Below are 14,620 nucleotides of genomic sequence, written 5' to 3'. Positions count from 1 at the left end.
ACCTTCTGGGACAACAATGATTCCCTCGTGGCCGGCTAAATCAAACGGCACGCCTTCCATAGACTGGATTCCACGGGACGCCTGAACCACTGCGTACAAGGCGCCGAATGAATCCTCAACCATGAAGGCGACATCCATGAACACTCCTTACGATCCGCTCTATCTCTTCATCGGTGGTCAATGGCTCACCGCCCAGGACCGCGCGACCGCCGCCGTGGTCAACCCGGCAACCGGCGAGGAAATCGGCCAGGTGCCACTCGCCACCGCCCAAGACCTGGATCACGCCCTCGAAGTGGCTCGACTGAGCTTCGACCAATGGCGTCAGACCGTGCCGGACCAGCGCGCAAAAATCCTCAAGCGCGCCGCCGACCTGATCCTCGAACGCGCCCCGCACATCGCTGCGCAAATGACGCTGGAAGAAGGCAAGCCACTGCGCGAAAGCCTCGATGAAGTGACCCGTGCGGCGGAATATTTCGAGTGGTTCGCCGAAAGCGCACGACGCATCGACGGCCGTGTCGTACCGGCCAATCGTCCGGGTGTACTGCAACTGGTCAAACGTCAGGCGATCGGCCCTGTGGCAGCGTTCACACCGTGGAATTTCCCGGCCATCACCCCGGCGCGCAAGCTCTCGGCAGCGCTGGCCGCCGGTTGCAGCGTGGTGCTCAAGCCCGGCGAGGAAAGCCCTTCCACCGCGCTGGCCCTGGCCCGGGCGCTGGACGATGCCGGCTTGCCCAAAGGCGTGCTGCAAGTGGTGTTCGGTGTGCCGGATCAAGTGTCCAGCCATTTGATTGCCTCACCGATCGTTCGCAAAGTGACCTTCACCGGTTCGGTGCCGATCGGTCGGCTGCTCTCGGCCCGCGCTGCCGAAGGCGTCAAGCCGATCACTCTGGAACTGGGCGGCCACGGCCCGGTGCTGGTGTTTGCCGACGCCGACATCGAAGAGGCTGCTGTGGAAGGCGTCGCCAATCGCTTTCGCGGCACCGGCCAGGTGTGCATTTCATCGACTCGTTTTCTTATCCAGCGTGAGGCCTACGCCGAGTTTGTCGAGCACTTCGTCGCGGCCACCCAAGCGTTGAAAATCGGCGACGGCATGGATCCGCAAACCCAGGTCGGCCCTCTGGCGAACCCACGGCAACTGGCGAAGATGGAGCAACTGATCGCCGACGCCGTGGAGAAAGGTGCACGGGTGCTGGCCGGCGGTGAAGCGTTGCCGGGCGCAGGCTTCTTCTTTCAGCCCACCGTATTGGCCGATGTGCCGATGAGTGCGCGAATCATGCACGAAGAACCCTTTGGCCCCATCGCGATACTGATGCCTTTCGATGAACTGAGCGACGGCCTGCAAGAAGCCAACCGCCTGCCCTATGGCCTCTCGGCCTACGCGTTCACTTCCAATGCGCGCACCGCGATCGACGTCGCCGATGGCCTGGAAGCCGGAATGATCGGCATCAACCAGTACCGCATCGTCGCCACCGAGCTGCCCTTCGGCGGCATGAAGGAAAGCGGCCACGGTTCCGAAGGCGGCATCGAAGGCATCGAGCACTACCTCACTAACAAATTCATCAGCCAGGTTTAAGGGGATTTCCATGTCGACTATCGATTTCAGCAGCCCACGCGAAGCCGCCCGCGCCTTCACCCCGAAACTGGCGCAATTCGTTGACTCAACGCTGTACCCGCAGATCTGGAGTGACCCCGCATTGGCACCCCGCGAGCGCAGCCTGATCACTGTCGCTGCGCTGATTGCCGGAGGCCACTGCGAAGAATTGCCCGCACATCTGCGCCGTGCCGCCGGCAATGGCGTGAGCCATGAAGAGTTGGCGGCGGCGATCACGCACCTGGCCTTTTACGTCGGTTTTCCGGGCGCCATCACCGCCTCGGCCATCGCCAATGCCACGCTTGCCGACACGGAGCAACGCTGAGATGAAAGCCATCAACCTGAAAGCATTCGGTTCGGCAGAAGTGCTGCAACTCGGTGAAGCGCCCAACCCTGAAGTGCGCGCGACCGACCTGCTGGTGCGTGTCTATGCGGCCGGCGTGAACCGTGCCGACCTGACCCACCGAACCGGCGGCTACGGCCATGCGAACTTCGGCGACTCGCTGATCATCGGTCTGGAGATTGCCGGGGAAGTGATCGAGACCGGCAGCGAGGTGAGTGGATTCGCCGTCGGCGACCGGGTGATGGGCGTCGTCGGCGGCGGCGCCTACGCCGAACTGGCGCGCATCGACTACCGCATGGCCATGCCGATTCCGGCGCAGCTCGACTATGTGCACGCCGCGGCGATTCCCGAAGTGTTCGTCACCGCCCACGAAGCGATGCTGCACCTGGCCCGACTCCAGTCAGGTGACTCGGTGCTGATCCATGCCGCCGCCGGCGGCGTCGGTTCCGCTGCCGTGCAACTGGCCTTTGCCACGGGCGCCACGGTGTACGCGACCACCGAAGGCAGCAAGCTGTCGCGCGTCGAACACCTGGGCGCCGACGTGGCCATCGACTACAAAAACGAGGATTTCGCCGCAGTCATCGCCGACAAAACCCAAGGTCGCGGGGTCGACGTGATCATTGATTTCATTGGCGCGCCCTACTTCGCCCGCAACATCGCCTCGCTGGCCCACGGTGGCCGCTTGGTGCAGGTCGGCATTCTTGGCGGCGGCGGCAAGGTCGACGTGGAGCTGGAGCACATCCTCTACCGGCACCTGCAAATCATCGGCACGGTGATGAAGTCACGCACCCAGCCGGAGAAGCACGCGATGATCCAGCGCTTTCGCGACCACTGGCTGAAACGCTTCGCCGGCGCTGCGAGTCTGGAACCGGTGGTGGACAGCACCTTCCCGCTGTCCCGCGCAGCCGATGCCCATCGGCGGATGGAGTCTTCGCAGAATGTCGGGAAGATTATTCTGACGATGCAGCCGGAGGATTTGCGCTAAAACAGACGTAAGAAAAGGCCAGTCAGTTGAGCTGACTGGCCTTGGTTTGTCTGACGTTTCCGCTGATCAGCCCACCTTGATCACAACCTTGCCAAACGCTCCTTTCGCCAGATGCTCATAGGCCTCGCGCGCCTGTTCGAATGGATAGACATGGTCGATCACCGGGCGAATGTCGTGCTCGGCGAGGAACACGTTCATCCGGTCGAACGATGAACGCGGTGCCACCGCAATGCCGCGAATGGTGGTCTGGCGGAAGATCAGCGGCATCAGGTTCAGCTCGACGGTCTGCCCTGTCAGAAAGCCAATCTGCGCTATCCGCCCCGAGGCCTTGGTCGCTGCTACCGACTGATTGATGCCATTGCCTCCCGCCACATCGAGCAGCAGGTCCACACCCTTGCCCTCGGTGAGTTTCAGCACCTCGTCCGCCCAGTTCGGCGTGCTGCGGTAGTTGATACCGGCGACCGCGCCCAGACGTTTTACCGCGTGCAGGTTTTCATCGCTGCTTGAGGTAGCGATGACTTTGGCGCCCAGCGCGGTGGCGATCTGCACGGCGAAAATCGATACGCCGCCGGTACCCTGCACCAACACAGTCTGGCCCGGTTGAATAGCGCCGAAATCCACCAGCGCATACCACGCAGTCAGTGCGGCGATCGGCAGTGTCGCCGCCTCTTCATCGCTCATGTTGGCCGGCGCGCCGACGGCGCTGTCCTGATGAATGATCATGTACTCGGCGAGGCCACCGGGCAGCGGCGAACCGAAGCAATAATCCGGCTCGCTCGGCCCCGGCTCGCCATCCAACCAGCGCGAGTACAGATGTGAATTGACGCGGTCGCCAACCTTGAAACGAGTAACACCGGCGCCGATTGCAACTACGGTACCGGCGGCATCGCTCACCGGAATCAGCGGTTTCGGCACCAGGTGCGGCTCGTAGATACCGTCAACGATGGCCTTGTCGCGAAAATTCAGCGAGACCGCGCCGACCTTGACCAGCAGCTCGCCAGCCTTGGGCTGCGGGGTTTGCGTCTCGCCCAGTTGCAGATTGTCGAGCCCGAAATCTTTCAGTAACCACGCTTTCATGATGTGTCTCCAAATGCATTATTGGCCGCAAACCCTCAGCGGGCTTGCCTTGGGGCCATGATTGGCTTTTACATCAGCGCAATAAATGCTTGGAAACAGACATGATTGTTCTATTCTCAGGCAACAAATCCAGATACTGAAACTCACCGGAAAAGTCATGGAATTACTGCAATCGATGCGCCTGTTCGCCCGACTGGCGGAGCTGGGCAGTTTCACCAAAGCCGCTGAGTCGCTGGACATCGGCCGGCCGCAGGTCACTCGCTATATTCAGGAACTGGAAACATCGCTGGGCGTGCGCCTCTTCCAGCGCACTACGAGGAAAGTCGCACTCACCGCCGAGGGTGAACTTTTCTATCAGCGGGTCCAGGAAATTCTGGCCGAGATCACCGCCGCCACCACAATGTTCGATCGCACCGGAGCCACGCTGTCCGGCCGCCTGCGCATCGACATTCCCACGGCGTTCGCGCAGCTGGAATTCATCAAAAGCCTGCGCGAATTCACCGACACCTACCCCGGCATCGATATGGTGCTGGGCGTCACCGATCGTGCGGTTGATCTGGTCGGCGAAGGCATCGACTGCGCGCTGCGCATCGGCGAGCTGCCCGACTCAACCCTGATCGCCCGCCCTATCGCCTTGGCGACCATGGTCACCTGCGCCGCGCCCGAATACCTGCGCGAGCACGGCACACCGGAAACGCTTGGAGATCTGGCGAACCATCAAGGCGTGAACTTTCTCTCGGGCCAGAACAACCGCACCTTGCCCTGGCAGTTTTCAGTTGAGGGCAAACAGAAATCCTACGTCAGCCGCCAAGGTATTACCGTCACCGAGTCGAACGCCTACGTGCAGTGTGGCGTGTCGGGCTTCGGCATTATTCAGGCACCGGGTATCGCGGTGGCAGAGCATCTGGCTAACGGTGCTCTGGTGGAAATTCTGCAACCGCTGCGCCCGCTGCCTCGGCCAGTGACGCTTTTGTACCCGAGCCGCACGCATTTGCCGGCGCAGGTGCAGGTGTTTATCGAATGGCTGCAGGTGCGGTTTGTGCAGTTGCATGGGGGGTGGGTGGTAGGTTGAATCTGGCTTTATCCCGCAGTTTCTGCAGCGTGCGCACCTAGGATTTAACACTGATCCCGCGAGCAGCAAAGACTTCACGCGCAGCCGTTATACCGTTCAAGGCGCTGGGAAATCCTGCGTATACGGTCATTTGCAAGATCACATCGACCACCGCCTCCGGTGTGCACCCGACGTTCAGGGCGCCGCCGATATGCACTTTCAGTTGTGGCTGTGCATTGCCCAGTGCGGTCAGTGCCGCAACGGTTGCCAGCTCACGAGTGCAGTGATCGAGCCCGGGGCGGGCAAAAACATCGCCATAGGCAAAACTCAGAATCCAGTCTGCAAGCTCTGGAGCAGTATCCTTCAATGAATCGACCACTGCCTGACCAGGTCCGCCAGTAATCTGCGTCAGAGCGGCTTCTCCGCGCGCTCGACGATCAGTCATGTCCACGGGCGCTGCCACACTGGTCACGCTTGCGCCAATCAATGTGGCGGACAGCAAGCGGTTGAAACCGGGAAGTTTACGGATCATGGTGATGCTCCTTTTGCTCGAGTTGGTGATAGATCTGAATCTTGTTATCCAGAACCTCCAGGGACTGGCTCAACTGGCTGATCTGCGCTTGCACGTCCCGGCGATGCTGCTCGAGAAGCTCGCGGCGTTCTGCCAGGGTCGAGTCGCCTGATCGGCGCAGTTCGGCATACCGCAGCATTTGCTGGATCGGCATTCCGGTCGCCTTCAACCGGAGCAGAAACTCGGCCCACAGCACATCCTTCTCGGCGTACACCCGGTGGCCATTGCCACCGCGCCCAACCGGGTCGAACAGCCCGATGCGCTCGTAATAGCGGATCGTGTGAGCGCTCAAATCAAGGCGCTTGGCCAACTGTGAAATTGTCAGTTCTGGATTCATGTCATCACCGTAAAGGTTTGAGCGTGCTCTAAGTCAATGGCTATTTTCAATCAGTTGGAATCAGACAAATCGCGGGCACTATCCGCGCGGTCCGTTGCTATCAGTCTCGACGGTTCAACCGCTGTTATATTCGCTTTACCAGATATATGACTATGCGTATATTCGGCTATCCGTATCCATTGCTCGGCAATCATCCCGCCGCCTTTCACCCTACGCGTCACGACATCCGCAAGCGCATCAGGCTCTTCGTTTTGGTCAAGACACAAGCTTCTGGAGGACGTATGACAGAACCCATGACCCCCACCACCTTGTTCAAGTGTCTGGCCGATGACACCCGGGCCAAAATTTCCCTGCTTGTCGTGCGCGAAGGCGAATTGTGTGTATGCGAGCTGACGGCAGCACTCGACCTCAGTCAGCCGAAGATTTCTCGCCACTTGGCGCTGCTGCGCTCCGCCGGTTTGCTGCTGGATCGTCGCCAGGGTCAATGGGTGTACTACCGGCTGAATCCTGATGTGCCCGCGTGGGTGGCAGCAGTTCTGAAGGAAGTGGCAGACGCCAATCAGCCATGGCTGGAAACCGAGGCCAAGCGCCTGTGCTGCATGAGCGACCGACCGATCAATCAGGCCATGTGCAGCTGATTCGCGCTCACCGGATCAACCACCCTGGCACTGCGCCTCAGTTTCTGAATGAAGGAATCGTCTGATGAAAATCTTGTTCATGTGCACCCACAACAGCTGCCGCAGCATCCTGTCCGAGGCGCTTTTCAACCATTTGGCGCCCGAGGGCGTAGACGCTGTCAGCTCAGGCAGCTTTCCCAGTGGCCGGGTGAATCAACGGGCACTGCAAACGCTGGAGGCGGCGGGTATTTCCACAGTGGGCTTGAGCAGCAAGGCTTCGGATGCTTTTGAGGGCTCGCCTCCGGACATCGTGATCACCGTCTGTGATCGGGCTGCGGGAGAAGCATGCCCGATCTTTTTCGGCCCAGCCTTGAAGGCGCATTGGGGGCTGGCCGACCCGTCTGAGGCTAGCGGGTCGGAAGCCGAGATCACCGCAGCGTTTGCAACCACACTGGCCAAAATCCAGGAACGCGTGAGTGCGTTTCTCGCACTGCCGCTCAAGACCATGAGCCCTGACCAACTGCAAGCTGAACTGAACCGCATCGGTTCGCTTTGAAGATCAACCGAGGCGCCCCCCCTCCAGGTGCCGCCGCAGGAGTTCATATGCAAGACACATTGCCAAACGTACACGCCGACCTGATCGACATTCCTACGCTGGAGCAGCTGTCTCCGCGTAATCCTTCGCCCCACAAACCTCGCATTTTGCTGCTATACGGATCGACGCGAGAGCGCTCATTCAGTCGTCTGGTCACGCAAGAAGCGGCACGCCTGCTGAATGAGTTTGGCGCCGAAACCAAAATTTTCGACCCCTCGGGTCTACCGCTGCCTGATGACGCCCCCGACACTCATCCCAAAGTCGCGGAGTTGCGCGAGCTGATGCAATGGTCAGAGGGTCAGGTGTGGTGCTCTCCTGAGCGTCACGGCTCCATGAGTGCCGTGTTCAAAGCGCAGATCGACTGGGTTCCGCTGGCGCTGGGCGCTGTACGACCTACGCAAGGCAAAACCCTTGCTGTGATGCAGGTCTGCGGCGGCTCGCAGTCCTTCAACGTGGTCAATCAGTTGCGGGTACTTGGCCGCTGGATGCGGATGTTCACCATCCCGAACCAGTCTTCCGTGGCCAAGGCGTTCACCGAGTTCGATGAAGCGGGTCGCATGAAGCCTTCTTCGTACTACGACCGCTTGGTGGATGTGATGGAAGAATTGATGAAGTTCACGCTGCTCTTGCGCGATCGTCAGGATTACCTGGTCGACCGTTATTCCGAGCGCAAGGAATCCGCCGAAGAGCTGTCCAGACGAGTCAACCAGCGTTCCATTTGATGCCTGAGTGGGACAACGGTATGGCCGGACCCCGATTTTTCACACGTTGAGGCCTTTGCGCCGGGAGGATGCTGGTGAGTCAGAATTCGACACTTGATGTTGTGGTCATTGGTGGTGGCCAATCCGCGCTGACTGTCGCTTATTTTTTGAAGCGCACAGGCTTGTCTTACGTGCTGCTCGATGCCGAGCCGGGACCGGGAGGCGCCTGGCGGCATGGCTGGGATTCGCTGCGGCTCTTCTCGCCGTCGGCATGGAGCTCGATTGCAGGCTGGCCGATGCCGGCCATAACCGAGGGGACGCCCGGGCGAGACGATGTTGTCGAATACCTGACTCAGTACGAGCGCCGGTATGACTTCCCCATCATCCGCTCCACGCGGGTGACCGGTGTCGAGAAAATCGAAGGCGGGTTGCGTGTTATCTCAAAGGACAATTACTGGGACGCCAAAGCGGTTATCAGTGCGACAGGCACCTGGAGCCGCCCGTTCGTACCGGACTATCCCGGCCAGGCGTTGTTTGCAGGCAGGCAGCTTCATTCCGCTCATTACGTCGGGCCGAACGGGTTTGCGGGTAAAACCGTCCTTGTCGTCGGTGGCGGCAACTCCGGCGCCCAGATTTACGCCGAGGTCTCCAAAGTGGCGCAGGCAACCTGGGTCACGCAACAGGCCCCAACGTTCTTACCTGATGAGGTGGATGGACGCGTCCTGTTCGAACGCGCTACTGCTCGACTGAAGGCGCAGCAGGATGGCGTGGAGCCTCAACAGCCCGTTGGAGGGCTGGGCGACATCGTCATGGTGCCGCCGGTGAAGGAAGCTCGCGAACGCGGTGTACTGAACGCAGTACGGCCGTTCACGCGTTTTACTTCGACGGGGGTTGTGTGGTCATCGGGGATCGAGACAAAGGTGGACGCTGTCATCTGGTGCACGGGTTTTGCTCCGGCGCTCGACCACCTGAACAGCCTGGGCGTTGTAGGCCGGGATGGCAAAGTGATTGTGGACGAAAGCCGAAGCATTGCGATGCCCGAACTGTGGCTGGTGGGTTATGGCGACTGGACGGGGCTCGCTTCTGCCACATTGATCGGCGTAACCCGCACCGCCCGGGATGTAGTCAAGCAAGTGCAAAGCTATCTCACTGGCGGAACCTGATTGCTCGCGGCGCCGTGAAGCCATAAGGTCGCTAGCCTGTAAATCATCTTCAGCGAGCAGAATCAGGCAAGTCGCCAACAGTATCCGCCTAACGCCGACACCGCCCTGCCCCCTAATCTGAACCCATGCAGAACACACCACTGCAACGGGTTAACCAGATACGGATCTGAACGACCCGGACCTCAATCTCAACTTGACCGGAGTCACCGCCATGAAAACTGTAAGCCAACTGATCGCCGTCGCCACTTTCGCCCTCAGCGCCAGCGCATTCGCCGTACCGAGCAATCAGGAAGATCGTTTCTTCACCCAGGTCAACGAACCACAGCAGACTGTTGCTGCCGATGGCTCGGAACGTACGCCGCAGGGTCAGGCTCTGGCTGAAAACGGCCGCAATCGCCTCGAGGAAAAAGGCCTGGCGGAGGACGGTTATGACAAGACCCCACAAGGCCAGGCCATCGCTGCCGACGGTTCAGACCGCACCCCATTGGGTGAGGCCCTGGCCGCTGATGGATCGGACCGCACACCGGGTCGTCGCGCAGCTTAAGCGCGTGTTGCCGAGACAGGACAAGTCCTGCGGGTTTGAGACCTGCAGGACTTTTCCGTCTTTTGAGGCAAGACCTGATCGAAAACTCAATTGATAGGAACAGGCAATACTTCGATCCGATTCGGCATCGTCCGCCAGCGTTATCCGCCCTAGCATGGCCTCTCCAATTGCCTGCTGGAGTACAAATCCATGAAGACTCTTTTCATCACCGGTGTCAGCAGCGGCTTCGGCCAGGCGCTGGCCAAGGAAGCACTTGCCCAGGGCCATAAGATCATCGGCACAGTGCGCAGCGAATCCGCGCTGGCAGCCTTCGAAGCGCTGTCGCCCGAACGCGCTCATGGGGTGGTGCTGGACGTTACCGATTTCGATGCCATCGATGGGGTGGTTGCGGCAGTGGAGGATCGCCACGGCCCGGTGGACGTGCTGGTCAACAACGCAGGTTATGGCCACGAGGGGATTTTTGAAGAGTCGTCGCTGCAGGAAATGCGCCGCCAGTTCGACGTCAACGTGTTCGGCGCGGTGGCGGTGGCCAAGGCGTTCGTCCCGTATTTTCGCCAGCGCCGCGCGGGGCATGTTCTTAATATCACGTCGATGGGGGGCCATATCACCATGCCCGGGATCGCGTATTACTGCGGCAGCAAGTTTGCGCTTGAGGGCATCTCCGACACCTTGAGCAAGGAGCTTGCACCCTTCAATATTTTTGTCACCGCTGTGGCGCCGGGGTCATTTCGCACCGACTGGGCGGGCCGCTCGATGCAACGCACGCGGCGTAGCATCAGTGACTACGACGCAAGCTTCGATCCGGTGCGCAAGGCCCGGGAGGAGAAAAGTGGCCATCAGTTGGGCGATCCGCAGAAAGCTGCACGGGTCATGCTGACGATCATCGACAGTCCAAACCCGCCGGCTCACCTGCTATTGGGCAGTGATGCGCTGGCGCTGGTGCGTGACAAGTTGCAGCAGACCGCGGAGAGTATTGAGCAATGGGCAGCGCTTAGTCGTTCGACGGATGGCTGAAAGATCAAAAGCACCCTCACCCCAGCCCTCTCCCGGAGGGAGAGGGAGCCGATCGCGGGTGGATTCAACTCCTGAGCCTGCCTCGAAGATTTCCGCAGGGCTTATTGCGCTAGAACAGCGCGGTCAGCATTCGGCGCGATATTTCAGGTCGGCAGATCCCGATCAAACACCACGGTCAGTCCCCTCTCCCTCTGGGAGAGGGAGCCGATCGCGGGTGGATTCAACTCCTGAGCCTGCCTCGAAGATTTCCGCAGGGCTTATTGCGCTAGAACAGCGCGGTCAGCATTCGGCGCGATATTTCAGGTCGGCAGATCCCGATCAAACACCACGGTCAGTCCCCTCTCCCTCTGGGAGAGGGAGCCGATCGCGGGTGGATTCAACTCCTGAGCCTGCCTCGAAGATTTCCGCAGGGCTTATTACGCTAGAACAGCGCGGTCAGCATTCGGCGCGATATTTGAGGTCGGCAGATCCCGATCAAACACCACGGTCAGTCCCCTCTCCCTCTGGGAGAGGGAGCCGATCGCGGGTGGATTCAACTCCTGAGCCTGCCTCGAAGATTTCCGCAGGGCTTATTGCGCTAGAACAGCGCGGTCAGCATTCGGCGCGATATTTCAGGTCGGCAGATCCCGATCAAACACCACGGTCAGTCCCCTCTCCCTCTGGGAGAGGGAGCCGATCGCGGGTGGATTCAACTCCTGAGCCTGCCTCGAAGATTTCCGCAGGGCTTATTACGCTAGAACAGCGCGGTCAGCATTCGGCGCGATATTTCAGGTCGGCAGATCCCGATCTAACACCACGGTCAGTCCCCTCTCCCTCTGGGAGAGGGCTAGGGTGAGGGCTCTGTCTGACACTCCGCCAATCAGCCAGACAGGTTCGAACGCGCCTTTTCACAAGGAAACCCACAGCCCATGCCGAAACCGAAAGACCCAATCACCGCGCGCATGGTCCAGCTAATGAGCCAGCTCGCCCCGCTGGAGGGCTACAACCTGAGCCCGCTGGACGATGTACGTTTCCTGCGTTCCAACCGACCGCTGACCCGCACGCCGGTGCTGTATGAACCGGGCATCGTCATCCTCTGTCAGGGGCGCAAACGCGGCTATCTCGGCGATGAAATCTACGTCTACGACGCTCAGCACTATCTGGTGGTGTCAGTGCCGGTACCTTTCACCATGGAAACCGACGCCAGCGAAGCCGAGCCAATGCTCGCGGTGTACGTACGTCTGGATTTCGCCCTGGCCGGCGAGCTGATTCAGCAAGTGGATGAGCGGTGGGAATTTCCCACAGCGCAACCGATGGGCATGTACGCCTCGCCTCTCGACGAACCGCTACGCCAATCGACCCTGCGCTTTCTTGAAGTGATGAGCAACGATGCCGACGCGCAAATCCTCGGCCCGGCGATGCTGCGCGAGCTCTACTACCGTATCCTCACCGGCGAACAAGGTGGCACCCTGCGCGCCGCCATTGCCCAACAAGGCCAGTTCGGCAAAGTGACCCGCGCCATCCACAAGATCCACAGTTGCTATAACCAGCATCTCGACGTAGAAACCCTGGCCGAGGAAGCGCAGATGAGTGTGCCGAATTTTCATCTGCACTTTCGCAAGGTTACCGATTCCTCGCCGATGCAGTATCTGAAGTCGACGCGGCTGCACCAGGCGCGATTGCTGATGCTGCGTAACGACCTGACCGCGGCAAAATCTGCGTTTCTGGTCGGTTACGAAAGCGCCTCGCAATTCAGCCGCGACTTCAAACGCCTCTTCGGCCGCACACCGCTAGCGGAAGTGGCGTGGATGAAAACGGCCTATGCGCTGCCGGCACCGACGAGTGCTTCGCCGTTTGTGTCGTCGCACTGATTTTCAGTGCCACGCTCCGCGCATTTATTGCAGCAAATTCCCCGTTCGCATAGTGCTTGCCCCCTCCTGCGTTTCCTCGCCCAATCATGCAGGTCAGTCGCCTGCATCAGGATGGGAACATGAACACCACGGCCATTCCCGAAGGTTTCACTCCATTGACCCGCAGCAGTCCGTTGCTGGATCTGCTCGGCCCGATCTACGCCAGGGGTCAGGGGCTGCACTTGGAATTGGGTTTACTGACCGACTCCCGCCACGCCAACGGCCGTGGCACTTTGCATGGCGGTGTATTGGCGACACTAGCGGACGTGGGCATGGGTTACGCCATGGCCTTTTCCAGCGATCCGCCGCAGCCGTTGATCACGGCGAGCATGACCCTGGATTATCTCGGTGCAGTGCAAATCAACGAATGGCTCGAAGTGCGCCTTGAGCACTCCAGAAAGGGCCGCCAACTGGCGTTTGCTGGCGTCAGTCTGCACGTCGGTGAGCGAACGGTTGCGCGCGCCAGTGCCGTGTTCGCCGTGCCGATGAATTGAATCGACTGACTCGACTCATCGTCCCACCTGGACGGCAGGCCGGGATTTGCCGCCCCGCCCGCACGGCCATTACCTTCAAGGCATTGTGTTCGCCATCGTCACCCCATACGCAGCCAGAAGCATATCCGCCGCCCGCTCACCAATAACGACACACGGCGCCATCGTGTTGCCAACGGTAATGCGCGGCATGATCGAGGCATCTGCAACGCGCAGCCCGTCGATCCCGTACACGCGTAATTGGTGGTCAACCACCGACAGCGCATCGCGGCCCATTTTTGCCGTGCACGACAGGTGCCAGTAGGTCACGGCCGAATTGCGGATGAACTGCTCCATAGCGCGACGCTCTCTGGGACCGGGCACGACTTCGCGCTTGATCAGCGCATTGAAGGCCTGGCTGTTGCCGAGTGCGCGGCACAGTTCGATCGACGCATGGGCTGCGGCCATGTCCTCGGGCTCGCTCAGGGAGTTCGGCTCAATGATCGGCGCATCCAGCGGCCCAGCACCCGACAACCGCAAGCGCCCACGACTGGCCGGTCTGGCCAGCCCGGCGAACATGGTCCAGCCATGCTCCGGCGGCTCGATGGCGACCTCAGGCGGAGACGGTACCGCGAATGCCAACTGGCACTGCAACAGGTCCGGGGCTTCCAGGCGGCTGTCGCTTTTCCAGTACAAGGTGGTTTCGCATCCGCTGCCAGCGACGGCCTGGGGTTGTCGATACTCCCACGTGCAAGCGAACGCCAGATGATCCTGCAAATTCTCGCCCACACCGGGTAGATGAACGACCGGTGCGATGCCGTGTTTTCGCAGTTCATCCGCCGGGCCGATGCCCGACTGCATGAGCACTTTCGGTGATTGCACCGCGCCCATGGACAGGATGACTTCAGCTGCGGCATGAAAGCAGCGCCGCTCGCCGGCGATCAACACTTCGACACCGACGGCCCGGGTGCCGACCAGCAACACGCGGGTCACTAAGGCTCCGGTCAGCACCGTCAGATTTGGACATTGCAAGCGTGGCTGGATGTAGGCGTCGTAAACCGATTCGCGCTTGCCCTGTTTGATGCGCAGGTCGGTGACAGCGATCCCACCTGCGCCTTCCATCATCTCGCCATTGGGACTGTCGAATCGGGGGATGCCCAGATCGCTGGCCGCCTCCAGCGTTGCCCACGCAAGGGGTTGAGGCGTGGCCGGCTGTTCGACATGTACCGGCCCACCTGAACCACGCCGAGTGGCGTCCGGGCTGCCTTGCCAGTTTTCGATCCTGCGGTAGTAATCGAGAACCGATGCGTAGCCCCAGGCCGGGTCGCCAGACTCGGCAGCAAAATGCTCCCAATCGGCGCGATGGCCGCGCGACCAGACCATCACGTTGATGCTCGAACCTCCACCGAGCCCCTTGCCCATGCTCAGCGGGAGCCGTCGACCGTTGAGGCGTGGATCGGATTGCCCCTCGAATGCCCAGTCGCGCGCGGAGCCGAGGTTCAGCGGCCATTGCGCCGGTTCGGTCACCTCGGGGCCTGAGTAACCTTCGCCGGCTTCAATCAGCAGAACCCGTGCGCCTGACTGATCGGCAAGCCGCGCAGCGACCACGCAGCCCGACGTGCCGGCACCACAGACAATGAAATCATAGTCGTGAGCGCTTCGAGGGTTCATA

Annotated in this window: 16 protein-coding genes; 12 read left to right on the top strand and 4 right to left on the bottom strand. The window is 60.6% G+C overall.

Going from position 1 to position 14,620, the window contains the following annotated elements; translation table 11 throughout:
• Positions 1-136: 136 nt before the first annotated feature.
• From ACZ9BE_RS09060 to ACZ9BE_RS09050, 3 genes are read left to right on the top strand one after another with little or no spacing between them, the layout of a single operon-like run.
• Positions 137-1,573, top strand: coding sequence for an NAD-dependent succinate-semialdehyde dehydrogenase (locus ACZ9BE_RS09060; RefSeq protein ID WP_150635619.1), 1,437 nt, complete (start codon positions 137-139; stop codon positions 1,571-1,573).
• A gap of 10 nt (positions 1,574-1,583) precedes the next feature.
• A complete protein-coding gene (locus tag ACZ9BE_RS09055) occupies positions 1,584-1,916 on the top strand; it encodes a carboxymuconolactone decarboxylase family protein (RefSeq protein ID WP_150635620.1) in 333 nt (110 codons plus the stop codon).
• A 1-nt stretch (position 1,917) separates the two neighbouring features.
• On the top strand, positions 1,918-2,919 hold the full coding sequence (locus ACZ9BE_RS09050) for an NAD(P)H-quinone oxidoreductase (protein WP_150635621.1): 1,002 nt from the start codon (positions 1,918-1,920) through the stop codon (positions 2,917-2,919).
• Positions 2,920-2,985: 66 nt separating this feature from the next.
• Here the strand turns inward: ACZ9BE_RS09050 and ACZ9BE_RS09045 are convergent, their stop codons facing one another.
• Positions 2,986-3,996 (bottom strand): zinc-dependent alcohol dehydrogenase family protein, encoded by a 1,011-nt coding sequence (locus ACZ9BE_RS09045; RefSeq protein WP_310219514.1) that lies wholly within the window; start codon positions 3,994-3,996, stop codon positions 2,986-2,988.
• 157 nt (positions 3,997-4,153) lie between these two features.
• Between ACZ9BE_RS09045 and ACZ9BE_RS09040 the strand changes: the two genes are divergently transcribed.
• Positions 4,154-5,068, top strand: a complete 915-nt coding sequence (locus ACZ9BE_RS09040; RefSeq protein ID WP_056784938.1) for a LysR family transcriptional regulator — start codon at positions 4,154-4,156, stop codon at positions 5,066-5,068.
• 37 nt (positions 5,069-5,105) lie between these two features.
• On the opposite strand, the gene ACZ9BE_RS09035 is transcribed toward ACZ9BE_RS09040, so the two are convergent.
• Together ACZ9BE_RS09035 and ACZ9BE_RS09030 are read right to left on the bottom strand one after the other, a co-directional pair.
• Positions 5,106-5,498 carry a carboxymuconolactone decarboxylase family protein gene (locus ACZ9BE_RS09035; protein ID WP_370593534.1) on the bottom strand — a complete coding sequence of 131 codons (393 nt, stop codon included), beginning with the start codon at positions 5,496-5,498 and terminating at the stop codon, positions 5,106-5,108.
• A gap of 70 nt (positions 5,499-5,568) precedes the next feature.
• On the bottom strand, positions 5,569-5,955 hold the full coding sequence (locus ACZ9BE_RS09030) for a MerR family transcriptional regulator (protein ID WP_056784936.1): 387 nt from the start codon (positions 5,953-5,955) through the stop codon (positions 5,569-5,571).
• A 281-nt stretch (positions 5,956-6,236) separates the two neighbouring features.
• Between ACZ9BE_RS09030 and ACZ9BE_RS09025 the strand changes: the two genes are divergently transcribed.
• The 8 genes from ACZ9BE_RS09025 to ACZ9BE_RS08990 all read left to right on the top strand — a co-directional run bounded on the left by ACZ9BE_RS09025 (position 6,237) and on the right by ACZ9BE_RS08990 (position 12,972).
• Positions 6,237-6,593, top strand: a complete 357-nt coding sequence (locus ACZ9BE_RS09025) for a metalloregulator ArsR/SmtB family transcription factor (protein WP_056784934.1) — start codon at positions 6,237-6,239, stop codon at positions 6,591-6,593.
• A 64-nt stretch (positions 6,594-6,657) separates the two neighbouring features.
• Positions 6,658-7,128, top strand: a complete 471-nt coding sequence (locus ACZ9BE_RS09020; RefSeq protein ID WP_095179654.1) for an arsenate reductase ArsC — start codon at positions 6,658-6,660, stop codon at positions 7,126-7,128.
• Positions 7,129-7,175: 47 nt separating this feature from the next.
• Entirely contained in the window at positions 7,176-7,889 is a 714-nt protein-coding gene (gene arsH, locus ACZ9BE_RS09015) for an arsenical resistance protein ArsH (RefSeq protein WP_476249269.1), read from the top strand.
• Between the two features lie 68 nt (positions 7,890-7,957).
• Positions 7,958-9,031: an ArsO family NAD(P)H-dependent flavin-containing monooxygenase gene (locus tag ACZ9BE_RS09010; RefSeq protein ID WP_476249268.1), complete on the top strand. Its 1,074-nt coding sequence runs from the start codon at positions 7,958-7,960 to the stop codon at positions 9,029-9,031.
• A 211-nt stretch (positions 9,032-9,242) separates the two neighbouring features.
• Positions 9,243-9,575, top strand: a complete 333-nt coding sequence (locus ACZ9BE_RS09005) for a hypothetical protein (protein ID WP_252869268.1) — start codon at positions 9,243-9,245, stop codon at positions 9,573-9,575.
• A 189-nt stretch (positions 9,576-9,764) separates the two neighbouring features.
• Complete coding sequence (locus tag ACZ9BE_RS09000) at positions 9,765-10,589, top strand: oxidoreductase (RefSeq protein ID WP_476249267.1); 825 nt, start codon at positions 9,765-9,767, stop codon at positions 10,587-10,589.
• A gap of 908 nt (positions 10,590-11,497) precedes the next feature.
• The gene (locus tag ACZ9BE_RS08995) at positions 11,498-12,439 is read left to right on the top strand and encodes an AraC family transcriptional regulator (RefSeq protein WP_476249266.1); all 942 of its coding nucleotides are present in this window, start codon (positions 11,498-11,500) and stop codon (positions 12,437-12,439) included.
• A gap of 119 nt (positions 12,440-12,558) precedes the next feature.
• Positions 12,559-12,972, top strand: coding sequence for a PaaI family thioesterase (locus ACZ9BE_RS08990; protein WP_041480531.1), 414 nt, complete (start codon positions 12,559-12,561; stop codon positions 12,970-12,972).
• A gap of 75 nt (positions 12,973-13,047) precedes the next feature.
• Here ACZ9BE_RS08990 and ACZ9BE_RS08985 read toward each other — a convergent pair whose 3' ends face one another.
• Positions 13,048-14,619 carry a GMC family oxidoreductase gene (locus ACZ9BE_RS08985; RefSeq protein ID WP_252887736.1) on the bottom strand — a complete coding sequence of 524 codons (1,572 nt, stop codon included), beginning with the start codon at positions 14,617-14,619 and terminating at the stop codon, positions 13,048-13,050.
• Position 14,620: the final 1 nt, after the last annotated feature.

Source organism: Pseudomonas sp. TE9122 (assembly GCF_056278925.1).
The sequence above is the reverse complement of the archived record's forward strand: the minus strand, read 5'-3'. Positions and strand labels throughout refer to the sequence as shown.

Coding starts and splice junctions, on each gene's coding strand:
- ACZ9BE_RS09060 (WP_150635619.1), top strand. CDS start 137: ATGAACACTCCTTACGATCCGCTCTATCTCTTCATCGGTGGTCAATGG.
- ACZ9BE_RS09055 (WP_150635620.1), top strand. CDS start 1,584: ATGTCGACTATCGATTTCAGCAGCCCACGCGAAGCCGCCCGCGCCTTC.
- ACZ9BE_RS09050 (WP_150635621.1), top strand. CDS start 1,918: ATGAAAGCCATCAACCTGAAAGCATTCGGTTCGGCAGAAGTGCTGCAA.
- ACZ9BE_RS09045 (WP_310219514.1), bottom strand. CDS start 3,996: ATGAAAGCGTGGTTACTGAAAGATTTCGGGCTCGACAATCTGCAACTG.
- ACZ9BE_RS09040 (WP_056784938.1), top strand. CDS start 4,154: ATGGAATTACTGCAATCGATGCGCCTGTTCGCCCGACTGGCGGAGCTG.
- ACZ9BE_RS09030 (WP_056784936.1), bottom strand. CDS start 5,955: ATGAATCCAGAACTGACAATTTCACAGTTGGCCAAGCGCCTTGATTTG.
- ACZ9BE_RS09025 (WP_056784934.1), top strand. CDS start 6,237: ATGACAGAACCCATGACCCCCACCACCTTGTTCAAGTGTCTGGCCGAT.
- ACZ9BE_RS09020 (WP_095179654.1), top strand. CDS start 6,658: ATGAAAATCTTGTTCATGTGCACCCACAACAGCTGCCGCAGCATCCTG.
- arsH (WP_476249269.1), top strand. CDS start 7,176: ATGCAAGACACATTGCCAAACGTACACGCCGACCTGATCGACATTCCT.
- ACZ9BE_RS09010 (WP_476249268.1), top strand. CDS start 7,958: ATGCTGGTGAGTCAGAATTCGACACTTGATGTTGTGGTCATTGGTGGT.
- ACZ9BE_RS09005 (WP_252869268.1), top strand. CDS start 9,243: ATGAAAACTGTAAGCCAACTGATCGCCGTCGCCACTTTCGCCCTCAGC.
- ACZ9BE_RS09000 (WP_476249267.1), top strand. CDS start 9,765: ATGAAGACTCTTTTCATCACCGGTGTCAGCAGCGGCTTCGGCCAGGCG.
- ACZ9BE_RS08995 (WP_476249266.1), top strand. CDS start 11,498: ATGCCGAAACCGAAAGACCCAATCACCGCGCGCATGGTCCAGCTAATG.
- ACZ9BE_RS08990 (WP_041480531.1), top strand. CDS start 12,559: ATGAACACCACGGCCATTCCCGAAGGTTTCACTCCATTGACCCGCAGC.
- ACZ9BE_RS08985 (WP_252887736.1), bottom strand. CDS start 14,619: ATGAACCCTCGAAGCGCTCACGACTATGATTTCATTGTCTGTGGTGCC.